The organism is Cytobacillus sp. BC1816, assembly GCF_051353635.1.
GTDB lineage: Bacteria > Bacillota > Bacilli > Bacillales > Cytobacillaceae > Cytobacillus > Cytobacillus oceanisediminis_C.
Genome location: NZ_CP195611.1, coordinates 4,577,798 through 4,591,106, shown reverse-complemented (window position 1 = coordinate 4,591,106; position 13,309 = coordinate 4,577,798). Strand labels below are relative to the sequence as shown.

General features: G+C 42.4%; 12 protein-coding genes and 1 riboswitch. Of the genes, 11 read left to right on the top strand and 1 reads right to left on the bottom strand.

From position 1 onward, the window contains the following. Positions 1-9: 9 nt before the first annotated feature. From sufD to ACR42H_RS23280, 9 genes are all read left to right on the top strand, one after another. The gene (gene sufD, locus ACR42H_RS23320; protein ID WP_436373493.1) at positions 10-1,320 is read left to right on the top strand and encodes a Fe-S cluster assembly protein SufD; all 1,311 of its coding nucleotides are present in this window, start codon (positions 10-12) and stop codon (positions 1,318-1,320) included. Continuing rightward, complete coding sequence (locus ACR42H_RS23315; protein WP_113883642.1) at positions 1,320-2,549, top strand: cysteine desulfurase; 1,230 nt, start codon at positions 1,320-1,322, stop codon at positions 2,547-2,549. Before sufD ends, ACR42H_RS23315 begins: the two co-directional genes overlap by 1 nt. Beyond that, positions 2,539-2,988 carry a Fe-S cluster assembly sulfur transfer protein SufU gene (gene sufU, locus ACR42H_RS23310; protein ID WP_009331729.1) on the top strand — a complete coding sequence of 150 codons (450 nt, stop codon included), beginning with the start codon at positions 2,539-2,541 and terminating at the stop codon, positions 2,986-2,988. The genes ACR42H_RS23315 and sufU overlap by 11 nt, the downstream gene beginning before the upstream one ends. A gap of 108 nt (positions 2,989-3,096) precedes the next feature. Next, on the top strand, positions 3,097-4,494 hold the full coding sequence (gene sufB, locus ACR42H_RS23305; RefSeq protein WP_113883641.1) for a Fe-S cluster assembly protein SufB: 1,398 nt from the start codon (positions 3,097-3,099) through the stop codon (positions 4,492-4,494). A gap of 205 nt (positions 4,495-4,699) precedes the next feature. Further along, positions 4,700-5,545, top strand: a complete 846-nt coding sequence (locus tag ACR42H_RS23300) for a DUF72 domain-containing protein (protein ID WP_436377052.1) — start codon at positions 4,700-4,702, stop codon at positions 5,543-5,545. 114 nt (positions 5,546-5,659) lie between these two features. Next, positions 5,660-5,962, top strand: coding sequence for a YunC family protein (locus ACR42H_RS23295; RefSeq protein ID WP_113883639.1), 303 nt, complete (start codon positions 5,660-5,662; stop codon positions 5,960-5,962). A gap of 338 nt (positions 5,963-6,300) precedes the next feature. Next, on the top strand, positions 6,301-7,395 hold the full coding sequence (locus ACR42H_RS23290) for an HD-GYP domain-containing protein (protein ID WP_113883637.1): 1,095 nt from the start codon (positions 6,301-6,303) through the stop codon (positions 7,393-7,395). A gap of 71 nt (positions 7,396-7,466) precedes the next feature. Beyond that, positions 7,467-8,213: a sporulation protein YunB gene (gene yunB, locus ACR42H_RS23285; RefSeq protein ID WP_113883636.1), complete on the top strand. Its 747-nt coding sequence runs from the start codon at positions 7,467-7,469 to the stop codon at positions 8,211-8,213. Positions 8,214-8,278: 65 nt separating this feature from the next. Continuing rightward, positions 8,279-8,485, top strand: a riboswitch (Lysine riboswitch). A 158-nt stretch (positions 8,486-8,643) separates the two neighbouring features. Next, positions 8,644-10,221: a Na+/H+ antiporter NhaC family protein gene (locus ACR42H_RS23280; protein WP_436373489.1), complete on the top strand. Its 1,578-nt coding sequence runs from the start codon at positions 8,644-8,646 to the stop codon at positions 10,219-10,221. A 90-nt stretch (positions 10,222-10,311) separates the two neighbouring features. Here ACR42H_RS23280 and ACR42H_RS23275 read toward each other — a convergent pair whose 3' ends face one another. Beyond that, entirely contained in the window at positions 10,312-11,193 is an 882-nt protein-coding gene (locus ACR42H_RS23275; protein ID WP_436373487.1) for a YsnF/AvaK domain-containing protein, read from the bottom strand. 461 nt (positions 11,194-11,654) lie between these two features. Here ACR42H_RS23275 and ACR42H_RS23270 point away from each other — a divergent pair, with 461 nt between their 5' ends. Together ACR42H_RS23270 and ACR42H_RS23265 are read left to right on the top strand one after the other, a co-directional pair. Continuing rightward, a complete protein-coding gene (locus tag ACR42H_RS23270) occupies positions 11,655-13,166 on the top strand; it encodes a sodium-dependent transporter (RefSeq protein WP_113883633.1) in 1,512 nt (503 codons plus the stop codon). Continuing rightward, positions 13,166-13,273 carry a methionine/alanine import family NSS transporter small subunit gene (locus tag ACR42H_RS23265; protein ID WP_113883632.1) on the top strand — a complete coding sequence of 36 codons (108 nt, stop codon included), beginning with the start codon at positions 13,166-13,168 and terminating at the stop codon, positions 13,271-13,273. Before ACR42H_RS23270 ends, ACR42H_RS23265 begins: the two co-directional genes overlap by 1 nt. Positions 13,274-13,309: the final 36 nt, after the last annotated feature.

Genomic DNA, 13,309 nt, shown 5'->3' with positions numbered 1-13,309 from the left:
GGGATCACTATGACAACGGAAATAAAATTACCATTTGATAAGGAATATGTTAGTTCCTTTTCAAAAGATATGGGCGAGCCGGCATGGCTGACAGAACTCCGTCTAAATGCGCTTGCAAACGCGGAAAACCTGCCAATGCCAAAACCTGATAAAACTAAAATAGATAAATGGAACTTTACACAGTTCGAGAAGCACATTGTGGGAAGCGAAGATTTTACATCATTAAATGACCTTCCTGAGGATGTCAGAAATCTGATCGACACAGAAGCCGGCGATCAAAACCTATACATTCAGCGCAATAACAGACCGACTCATTTGGCTGTTTCTAAAGAATTGCAGGAGAAAGGTGTTATTTTCACAGACATCTTTACGGCGGCAAGAGAACATGGCGATCTTCTTCAGAAGTATTTCATGAAGGATGGCGTGAAAACTGATGAACACCGTTTAACTGCTTTGCACGCTGCTCTTTTAAACGGCGGAGCGTTCTTGTATATTCCGAAAAACGTGGAAATTACGGCGCCTATTCAGGCTGTATATATTCATGATGATAAAGAAGCCAACTTATTCAACCACGTATTGGTTGCAGCTGACGATAACAGCTCTGTGACATATGTAGAAAACTATGTTTCTACAGTTGAGGAAGCAAATGGCATTTTCAATATAGTTACAGAAGTAATTGCCAATGCAAATGCAAGAGTTCAGTATGGTGCTGTTGACACACTTGCTAAAGGAACAACTGCTTATGTGAACCGCCGTGGTGTTGCAGGCCGTGATGCCCGCATTGAATGGGCACTTGGCCTAATGAATGACGGCAATACAGTTTCAGAGAATACAACAAATCTTATTGGAGACGGTTCATTCGGTGATACCAAAACAGTTGTTGTAGGACGCGGAGAACAGACTCAAAACTTTACAACGAAAGTAGTTCATTTCGGAAAAAACTCCGAAGGCTACATTTTAAAGCATGGGGTAATGAAAGACTCTGCTTCATCCATCTTTAATGGAATCGGCAAAATTGAGCATGGAGCTTCTAAGTCAAATGCTGAGCAGGAATCACGCGTACTGATGCTAAGCGAAAAAGCGCGCGGGGATGCTAACCCAATCCTATTAATCGATGAAGATGATGTAACAGCAGGACACGCTGCTTCAGTGGGCCGTGTGGATCCATTGCAGCTTTACTATTTAATGAGCCGCGGAATTTCGCAAAAAGAGGCTGAGCGCCTTGTTATTCACGGCTTCTTAGCGCCAGTTGTTAATGCTCTTCCTATCGAAGGGGTTAAAAAGCAGCTGACTGCTGTTATTGAAAGGAAAGTAAAATAATGAATGCCCGTGAGATTCGGCAAATGTTTCCCATCCTGGACCAGGAAGTCAATGGAAGGCCCCTTGTTTATCTGGACAGTTCCGCTACTTCCCAAAAACCTGTTCCGGTAATTGAAGCGCTTGATAAATACTATCGGGAATATAATTCGAATGTTCATAGAGGTGTCCACACACTAGGCACTAGAGCAACGGATGGCTATGAAGGTGCCAGGGAAAAGGTGCGTAAATTTATTAATGCAAAATCGACTGAGGAAGTTATTTTTACAAGAGGAACAACAACTTCCATCAATACAGTTGCAGCAAGCTACGGGCGAGTTAACCTTTCCGAAGGCGATGAAATTGTTATTTCTTATATGGAGCATCACAGTAATATCATCCCTTGGCAGCAAGTGGCAAAACAAACGGGTGCCACTTTAAAGTACCTTCCTCTTCAGGAAGACGGAACCATTTCTCTTGAGGATGTCAGGGAAACCGTAACAGCTGATACGAAAATCGTATCCATCATGCAGGTATCAAATGTACTTGGTGTTATGAACCCGATTAAGGAAATTGCAAAAATTGCCCATGAGAATGGAGCAATCATGGTTGTGGATGGTGCACAAAGTGCTCCCCATATGAAGATTGATGTTCAAGACCTGGATTGTGATTTTCTTGCTTTTTCCGGTCATAAGATGTGCGGCCCTACCGGCATTGGTGTTCTGTACGGAAAGAAAAAGCACCTTGAAAAAATGGAGCCAGTTGAGTTTGGCGGCGAAATGATCGATTTTGTCGGCCTGTATGAATCAACTTGGAAGGAACTTCCGTGGAAATTCGAAGGCGGCACGCCTATTATTGCAGGTGCCATTGGATTAGGTGCTGCAATTGATTTTCTTGAACAGATTGGCCTGGACAAAATTGAGGCTTACGAGCACAAACTGGCCGCTTATGCTATGGAAAAAATGTCTGCTATAGACGGAATGACCATATATGGGCCGAAAGATGCGTCGAAACGTGCTGGCCTGGTTACTTTTAATATAGATGATGTTCATCCACATGATGTGGCTACTGTATTGGATGCAGAAGGAATTGCAGTCCGCGCCGGGCACCATTGTGCACAGCCGCTGATGAAGTGGCTCAAGGTATCGGCAACTGCACGTGCAAGCTTCTATCTGTACAATACGGAAGAAGATATTGATAAGCTTGTTTCAGGGCTTGTCAAAACAAAGGAGTATTTCAGCGATGTCTTCTAAAAATTTAGATACCCTTTACCGCCAGGTTATAATGGATCATTATAAAAACCCTCGTAATAAAGGGGTACTTGAAGATGACAGCCTGACGATCAATATGAATAACCCTACTTGCGGAGACCGGATTCAATTGACGCTGAAGCTTGAAGATGGCAAAGTGGCAGATGCGAAGTTTGAGGGTGAAGGATGTTCCATTTCCATGTCCTCGGCTTCCATGATGACTCAAGCCATTAAAGGCAAAAATATTGAAGAAGCATTAAAGCTTTCCAAAGTTTTCTCAGACATGATGCTGGGAAAAGAATATGATGAAGACGATCTGGATCTTGGCGATATTGAAGCTCTCCAGGGAGTTTCCCAATTCCCTGCCAGAATCAAATGTGCTACATTGGCATGGAAAGCAATGGAAAAAGGCGTTAGCACGGAAAAAGAAGAACAGGAATAAATCAATCAAACGTTTGATTGAAAATTTTTTCATCTGCCTTGTGTGCTAAAATATAATGAAATGATGGGGTTTGAAGACCCTTTCTCATACGAATGGAGGAATACGACGATGGCAAAAAAAATGCCTGAGATCGGCGATTACAAGTATGGTTTTGCCGATAAAGACGTTTCCATTTTCCGATCAAAACGCGGTTTGACAAAAGAAATTGTTGAAGAGATTTCAAAATTGAAGGAAGAGCCACAATGGATGCTTGACTTCCGTTTAAAATCATTGGAGCATTTCTATAACATGCCTATGCCGCAATGGGGCGGAGATTTAGCGTCATTAAACTTTGATGAAATTACGTATTATGTAAAGCCTTCTGAAAAAACGGAACGCTCTTGGGATGAAGTTCCTGACGAAATTAAACAGACATTTGATAAATTGGGCATTCCTGAAGCAGAGCAGAAATATCTTGCTGGTGTTTCTGCCCAGTATGAATCAGAGGTTGTTTACCATAATATGCAGGAAGATCTTGAAGCGAAAGGAATTGTGTTCAAAGATACCGATTCCGCTCTTCGCGAAAATGAAGATATTTTCCGTGAGCATTGGGCAAAGGTTATCCCTCCAACAGATAACAAATTCTCTGCATTAAACTCAGCGGTTTGGTCTGGCGGATCGTTCATTTATGTTCCTAAAGGGGTTAAAGTTGATACGCCGCTGCAGGCATATTTCCGCATTAACTCTGAGAACATGGGGCAGTTTGAGCGTACATTAATCATTGTTGATGAAGGTGCACATGTACACTATGTAGAGGGCTGTACAGCACCTGTTTACACAACAAACTCACTTCATAGTGCGGTTGTTGAAATCATCATCAAAAAAGATGCATACTGCCGTTATACAACCATCCAGAACTGGGCGAACAACGTATTTAACCTGGTTACGAAGCGTGCTGTTTGTGAATCAAACGCAACAATGGAATGGATTGACGGAAACATCGGTTCAAAACTGACAATGAAATATCCGGCAGTTATTCTTAAAGGAGAAGGCGCACGCGGCATGACCCTTTCCATTGCACTAGCAGGTAAGGGACAGCACCAGGATGCAGGTGCGAAAATGATTCACCTTGCACCAAACACTTCTTCGACGATAGTATCGAAATCGATTTCCAAGCAGGGCGGTAAAGTAACATACCGCGGAATTGTTCACTTCGGCCGCAAAGCGGAAGGTGCTCGTGCCAACATCGAGTGTGATACGTTAATCATGGATAACCAGTCAACTTCAGATACGATCCCTTACAATGAAATCCTGAACGACAACATCTCTCTTGAGCATGAAGCGAAGGTTTCAAAGGTATCAGAAGAACAGTTGTTCTATCTTATGAGCCGTGGAATTTCAGAGGAAGAAGCAACAGAAATGATCGTAATGGGCTTCATCGAGCCATTTACGAAAGAACTTCCAATGGAATACGCAGTAGAGATGAACCGCCTGATCAAATTTGAGATGGAAGGTTCCATCGGTTAATAGATATTTTATAAAAACCCGTTTACCGGCCATGGTAAGCGGGTTTTTAAATGATAAGAAGCTGCTGAAGGGCAGAAACTGATTATATTTGGAAAATTAATGATTAAATTGCTAAAGTGAAGATATAACCCTTTGCGATAATAAGCCAATGCGGTTTTGAATTATTTATTCTTAAAATACTATGGCAAAAAACGGAGGTGTTTTAATGATTATCATAGGCGTAACAGGCTGGGGCGACCATGATAGCCTTTATGCAGGCAATATATCGCCGAGGGATAAATTAAAGGAGTACGCCGGCCATTTTCCGACTGTGGAGGTGGACTCAGCTTTTTATGCGGTTCAGCCAAAGCGCAACTCTTCCAAATGGGTAAAGGACACGCCTGAGTCTTTTCAATTTATAGTAAAAGCCTACCAGGGCATGACCGGTCATCAGAGAGGCGAAATCCCTTTTGAAAGCAAAGAAGAAATGTTTGAAGCTTTCATAGGCTCATTGGAGCCTTATATCCACTCCGGCAAACTGGCTATGGTGCTGTTTCAATTTCCGCCATGGTTTGACTGCAAAAAAGCCAATGTCGACTATCTTCGCTGGTGCAAAGAGCAGATGGGGGATATCCCATGTGCCCTGGAATTCAGGCATCAATCGTGGTTTCGGCCGGAGTTTAAGGAAAGCACATTAAGATTTATGAGAGAAGAAGGCTGGATTCACAGCATCTGTGATGAACCGCAAGCAGGTGAGGGTTCTGTTCCAACTGTCCTGGAAACAACCCATCCTGATAAGGTGCTTGTCCGGTTTCATGGCCGAAATTTTCATGGCTGGCAGAAAAAGAATGGAGACAATTGGCGAGAGGTCCGCTATCTTTACCGGTATAACGAAAAAGAACTTGCTGAATGGGCGTTACATCTAAGACAGCTTGAGGAAAATTGTAAAAATGTATTCGTTGTCTTCAATAATAACTCTGGCGGTGATGCGGCAGACAATGCTAAACAAATGATCCGACTTCTTGATATCGAATACCAGCAGCTCGCTCCCAGACAGCTTGATTTATTTTAAGCGGTGCCAGGCACCTATACCACTTCAGCTAACGGGTATAGGTGCCTGGCACTTTCACCCTTTTCCTTGTCCGTACATATTGTGTAAGGAAAAAGGAAAGGAGTGGCGGCAAGTATGATTGATTTAAAACCGATTGATATAGAAGGCCATACTTTTTTGAGTGTATCGGTGCAATTGCCGAAGACCAATCTGCTTGTGGTAACGAATGATAAAGGGTATATCATGTGCGGCGCCCTTGATGTAGCTCTGCTGAATGAGAAGCTTAAGGACCGCAAAGTAATTGCCGGCAGGGCGGTCGGCGTAAAAACCATAGAGCAGCTGTTAGATGCCCCCCTCGAATCTGTCACATATGAAGCAGAGGAACTGGGCATTATTAAAGGGACGATAGGAAGAGATGCACTTCTTAAAATGATCTAAAGGCATGCCTTGATAGGGATGTCTTTTTTATTGGATTTATATAAAGAGCTTCTACGGACACAAACTATTTTATCTGGAAAAAATCAGCTATCCGCACATAAATTTTTTTATCCGCACCTAAAAAACGGCTATCCGCACCTAAAAAACATAATGGAGTAAAAAAGCCCCGGAGTATAGAAAAGCACATTAAAGTTATCCTTAAAAACGGCATAAGAATCCATTTTTATAAAAAATTTGAGAACTTCCGCCAATGCTGGAATTTTGTCGTATAATGTAAATAAAACCAAATTATACCCGAAATATAAAGTAGCACTGAAAAAAGGATATGGGAGATACATATGAGATTAGCAGCAACCAATACAATTGAGACTGGCAGCGTTTTGGCCAAGGCTATATATAATGACAAGGGTCAGGTCCTCTTGCATGAAGGTGTGGAGCTGGCTGATAAATTAATATACAAATTGCAGGAAATGGGTATTACTTATGTGTATATCAGGGATTGGCGCACTGAGGATATCCAATATAAGGACCCTCTGACTGCCAAAATGCGAACGAAGGCTATCGAAACCATAGAATCGGTTCTGAAGGGTGTAGAAGCAAATAAAGATCTATCAGGCTCTTTAGTGATTGAGAAAGCCTCTAAACGGCTATCAGGGCTAGTTCGTCAACTCATCGGTGAAATAAGGGGAAATAGAGAGCTGCTTACGATCCTATCAGATGTTTATACATATGACCACTATATTTTCACACACTCCCTGAATGTAACCCTTTATTCTCTGGCAATCGGGATGAAACTTCAGCTCCTGCCAAAGGAACTTGAAATCCTGGGGCTAGGTGCTATTCTCCATGATGTAGGGAAAATGAAGGTGCCAGCAGATATTCTTTTGAAACCGGGTAAATTGACAGCGGAAGAATTTGAATCAATAAAGAAGCACCCTGAAGTTGGATTTAATATATTAAGAAGAGTAGAGACGATTCCGCTCCTTGTTGCACATTGTGCCTTTCAGCATCATGAGCGTTTGAATGGCACCGGCTACCCGCGCGGCCTTGAGGGAGACGAGATACATGACTTCGGCAAGATTATTGCGATAGCCGATGTATTTGATGCAGTAACATCAAATCGTATTTACAGACAGGCTATGCTTCCGCATGAAGGTCTGGAGATTTTATATGCAGGGGCAGAAAAGTTATTTGATAAAAGGATAATTGAAGTTTTTCGTCAAGCGGTTGCTGTATATCCTGTGGGTGTTACAGTCGAGCTGAATGATGGCCGGAAAGGCGTTGTCTGCCGGCAGAACGCGGGTCTGAGTGATAGGCCTGTCATACGCGTACTTGAAGAAAAAGGCAGGAATGTCGAGCCATATGAAGCAGATTTGAGGATTGAATTGAATTCTGTCATTATAGGATGCGATACGACTTTTGTACAACAATAAACTATTTTGGATTTTTGAGCCTAGTTCCCTCCTTTACAGCATACATATAGCTTGTAAAGGGGGGATTTGTTTTGGCAAAATTTCGCGGCCGGCTGCCCCGGAAAGGTCCTCTGCCATTTCGTTATGTATTTCTATTGACCTTTATATTTTTCGTCATCTCAACAGCTGCCGGCCTATGGATTATCAACGAAGGGCTAAAGCCCACACTCATGAGCTATGCCGATTCACAGACAAGGAAAATCGCATCATTGGTGATAAACAATGCGATTAATAAAAAAATTACCAATGTGATGGATTTGGAAGATATGTTTGAAGCAAGTGAAAGCGGTGTTGTCAGCATTAATGTGGAAAAGCTGAACAGGGTCAAAGCGGAAGTAACCGAACTGGTTCAGGATAATATTAAAAAGGCGGAAAAGGGCGATTTGGATGCATTGGAGTCCTTTACAGACGTGGAAATTAACACGGAACAAATGCAGAATACAAATGGAATTGTTTATTACGTGCCGCTTGGCCAGGCAACCAATAATGCGCTCCTCGGAAACTTGGGTCCCCGGATACCGGTAAAATTTAATGCAGTTGGATCTGTTACCTCCAATTTTATAACTGAAACAAAGGATCACGGCATTAATAATGTTGAAGTAAAGGTACTGGTCCGTCTGGATGTGCAGGTTCAAATCATTATTCCCTTTGCCACTAAAATTATCACTGTACAGGAGGATGTACTGGCCGCTTATGGCATTTACCCGGGAAAGGTCCCGCAATTTTACAATGGCGGAGGGGGCACCTCACCTTCAATAGAAATACCGGCCGGCCAATAACACTTGCAAATAGATTAGTATTTTGATAAAATTTCAATATAATTTCATAAAAACCTTATCATATCCGATGGGGTAGAGGCGCAAGATTCAAGAGTACGCTGTGCGAGGATGACAACTAAGACCGCAGCCGAAAGGGAATGTTGCCGAAGCATGATTAGTGAGTCAGAACTAATCTTGCTGGGGTTACTTCAAATAGGAGTAACACTGTCATTATGAGGGGAAAGTATGAATATACTTTGTCAAAGCCTTCATAATGGGGAGCTACAGATCGTGATGGAGAAACTAATTACTTCAAAAGAGTAATGATAGATTTTTCTCTATCGTTACTCTTTTTTTATTTTGACTCTGTCATCATCCTTGTTGTTCCCCTGATTGAAAAACGGACACGCCTTTAATGGAGTGATCCAAAAAAACAAGAGGAGGACAAGTAATGGCAAACACGATTTTCTCCCTGCTGCCGCCTTTGGTAGCAATCGCCATGGTTATCCTGACCAGGCGCGTATTGCTGTCATTGGGAGTGGGGATCGTCACAGCCGCATTATTGCTGGCTGAATTTAGCATCACAGAAACATTCAGCATCATTTGGGATGCTGTAAAGGGAATTTTTGTTTCAGACGGAGAGCTGAACACCTGGAATGTATATATTATTCTATTCTTGCTTGTATTAGGAGTTATTACTGCATTTATATCTATTTCAGGCGGAAGCCGCGCATTTGGAGAATGGGCGATGAAGCGTGTCAAGACCCGTGCAGGCGCACAGATTGTCGGAGCTGTTTTAGGTATTATCATATTCATTGACGACTATTTCAATGCTCTGGCAGTCGGCCAGATTTCACGACCGATTACAGACCGCCAGCGTGTATCCCGGGCGAAACTTGCTTATTTGATTGATTCGACTTCAGCACCTGTTTGTGTGGTTTCTCCAGTATCAAGCTGGGGAGCATATATTATTGCGCTGATTGGAACTATCCTTGCTGCCCATAATGTGACCGAGTATTCCGCTTTCTCGGCATTCATTCAAATGATCCCAATGAATCTTTATGTATGGACTACACTTGCTATTGTGTTTATTGTAGCATTAAGAGGCATGGAAATTGGGCCAATGAAGGTTCATGAGAAGCGTGCAGTTGAAGAGGGGCTTGTAATGGATCCTGAGAAGCCTGCACCTGGTGAACTCAAAGACGACCTTCCAACAAGTTCAAAAGGATCGGTTGGGGATCTTGTGTATCCGATTATTGCCCTTGTCATTGGTACAGTAGGTGCAATGCTTTGGACGGGATCCCAAGCGGTTGAAGGAGATGCGACGCTACTGCAAATCTTTGAAAACACAGATGTTTCAAAGTCTCTTATCCTTGGTGGCCTAATTGGTTTGTTTATCTCTATTGCATTATTCCTTCGACAGGCATATGTTTTAAAAGGAGTTAACGCAAATGTTTTTGGAGCAGGGGTATGGGAAGGCATTAAATCCATGCTTCCAGCTGTTTATATCTTACTGTTTGCCTGGGCGATTGTTGATTTGATCGGCCGTCTGGAAACTGGAAAATATTTGGCTGGTATTGTGGAAAGCTCCAATATGAGCACTTCCTGGCTTCCATTTTTACTCTTTGTCATAGCAGGCATTATGGCTTTTAGTACGGGAACTTCATGGGGATCTTTCGGCATCCTGCTTCCGATTGCTGGAGACATTGCTGCAGCAACGGATATCACGCTGTTATTGCCGGCTATGTCAGCTGTCCTTGCTGGAGCGGTTTTCGGAGATCATTGTTCACCGATTTCCGATACAACGATTCTTTCCTCAACTGGGGCAGGCTGTAACCATATAGACCATGTGATGACTCAGCTTCCATATGCCTTGATTTCAGCAGGGATCGCAGTTATTGGTTATTTAATCGTCGGGTTTACTGGCAGCACTGCTATCGCATTACTTACAGTGGCTGTTCTTGTAGCGGCATTTGCTTTCCTTGGCCGTGGCAAAAAAGAAGCCTGGCAGGAAAATAGGGCTAGTTAAACCTATAGAAAAAGGCTTTCTCTTTGAGAAGGCCTTTTTTTGTGTTCATTCATCATTATAAAAGGGGTCCCCCGGAAGGGACCCTTTTAATTATAGGTTGTCATTATTTCTTCCATTAAGAGAACGATTTAAGTCTTCATCGTCAGTAACATATTCACGGCCGCCTTCAAGATGTACTTCTTCTTTCTTAAGATTTTCTTTAACCTGCTGCGTTTCCTGAACTTCCCGTTTGCCTACGATAATCTCTTCAGTGACAACGGGCTTTTTGGAGACTTCTACACGCTCTTCTGTAATTGGGATCCTGATTGTTTCCTCATCTGATATAGGTGAGGTGCTTGCACCAGTTTGATCATCCACTTTTCTTCTTTCTACATACACTTCTTCATGCTCTACCGGTACATTAATTGCTTTTTGTTCTTCCACAACGTCTTTATGGATTTCAACCTCTCCGGCTTGAACACGTTCTTTTGACACATCCAGCTGTTCTTCCCGAAGTTTTAATGATTGTTCATCTTCTTCAGCGGGTTTTCTCTGCTGGCTATATCCCCCAGTGTAAGTGCTGTCCACATTGGCTTCAGCCGTTCCGGCATTGGTAAAGCCTGTTGCAGTATCTATTCGATCGCTGTATAAAATGATTTTTCCCTCGTTGACATAAGTTTCATACTTGCGTGCTTCATCATCTGTCATGCCCAGTTCCCTGAACTTTTCACCTGCAGAGTCGCTGCTCATACGATCATCATCAAACCATGATGCCAGACTATTTAAGAATCCCGCGCTTTCACTGCTGTCTCTATCTTTAGTCTCGAAGGTCTCTGTATGAACACCGGTTTTATCTTCAAGAGACGTATCCAGGTGTTCTGTCTGCCCAATGATGGATAGATCCTGAACAGGGTATCCGTCATTTTGCAGTTCTTGAATGGCATTTACTACTTCCCTTTGTGAATTATAAACTCCGATAATATTGGCATCCATTTGTAAAACCTCCTCTGTAATGCTTTATGCTAAATTTGGTAATGGTTAAGCACACTGGTTATATTCCCGGGACCTGGAAGACCAAACAAGGTTAATTTTGGCATTACGTCAATTTTATTTAGAATTTTCTGAATAAATCGCGAAAGTTTTTAGCTTTTGAGAATAAATTTTACTAAGGAGGTGAGGACAAATAATGAATTGATCAGCTTTGGTGAAATAACTCTTGGTAAGTGGAATTCAAATGAAATCAAAATAGGAGTATATCAATATTCTTAGTTGCTTTACTCTAGCAGTGTGTTAAAACATATTATTTTGAAAAATATTATTATGCCTAAAATAATGTTTTGACAGATTATCAAAAACTAGCTATACTAGGCTTAGTTAGATTTAATTATCTGAAAATATAAAAAGTTCCCATTGTTCTTTTTAATTGGGAATATTTACAGGGGGTAGGAAATACTATGGATAATCGTCCGCAGTGGGGTACAAGGGCAGGCTTTATTTTAGCTGCTGTAGGGTCGGCTGTCGGCTTGGGAAACATCTGGCGATTCCCGGCAGTGGCCTATGAAAATGGAGGAGGAGCGTTCTTCTTTCCATACTTATTTGCATTATTAACGGCGGGGATTCCTTTGCTGGTCATGGAGTTTACGATCGGCCATAAATACCGGGGGTCAGCACCGCTTTCTTATGCAAGACTCAGCAAAAAGTACGAGTGGCTTGGCTGGTGGCAGGTTGCCGTATCATTTGTCATCTCAACTTATTATGCCGTAATTATTGCTTGGGCTATGTCATTTGCTGGCTTTTCATTCAGCTTAAAATGGGGAGATGATCCGGAAGGTTTCTTATTTGGAAGCTACCTTAACTTAGCTGAAGCTCCTGGCCAGGTTGGGTCAATCGTTCCAGGCGTATTCATTCCATTAGTCATTACGTGGGTTATCACACTGGGTGTTCTATTCAAAGGTGTTAAGAAAGGTATTGAGATTGCGAACAAAATCTTTATTCCTGCACTTGTTATTTTATTCTTTATTATTGTTGTTCGCGCATTAACTTTAGAAGGCGCTGCACAGGGACTTGATGCTTTCTTCAAGCCTGACTGGAGCCAGATTGCGAGCCCGAAAGTATGGGTTGCAGCCTATGGGCAAATTTTCTTCAGTTTATCCATTGCTTTCGCCATCATGGTAACATACTCAAGTTACCTTCCTAAAAAGACGGATATTACTAATAATGCCTTTATTACTGGTTTTGCTAACTCAGGATTTGAACTGCTAGCAGGTATCGGAGTATTCGCTGCACTTGGATTTATGGCTAACCAAGCTGGGGTTCCGGTCAGTGAAGTCGTTACGGCAGGTGTTGGTTTGGCGTTTGTTGTATTTCCGCAGATTATTAATGAATTCCCTGCCTTAAATGGCTTATTCGGCTCTCTGTTCTTTATCTGTCTGGTGCTTGCGGGATTATCTTCATTAATCTCTATCGTTGAGACTTTCGTTGCTGGAGTACAGGACAAATTCAAGACTTCCCGTACAAAAGCTGTTCTATTTGGCGGAGGTTTATCGGCAGTTATCTCCATCTTATTTGCTACTCAGGGCGGCTTATACTTCCTTGATGCGGCTGATTATTTCATCAACCAATTCGGTGTGGCGCTTGCCGGCCTGGTTGAGGTTGTCATTGTAGCTTGGGTGCTTAAAGAACTTAAAAACCTTCAAAACCATGCGGATAGCATGTCTGATATCCGCTTAGGCGGCTGGTGGAGAGTTTGCTTAGGCTTCATTACCCCAATCGTTTTAGGCTACATGATGGTTCAAAATATCATTACAAACATTAAGGATAATTATGAAGGCTACCCGACCAGCTTCCTGTTATATTCAGGATGGGGTGTTGCAATAGGAGCCATCATTCTGGGCTTTGTCTTCATGTCAATCAAATGGCAGAAAAATACGCTTGAAATCCCTGAAAAGAAGGAGGTATCTCAATAATGTCTGGAAGTGCAATTACAATGATGGTGGTTGGGATGCTCATTATCTGGGGCGGTCTTGCAGCAAGTATCATAAATGCCGTATCTAAAGCTAGAAAAGCTAAATAATATAAACAAAGGACTGTCCGTTTAAAAGGGCAGTCC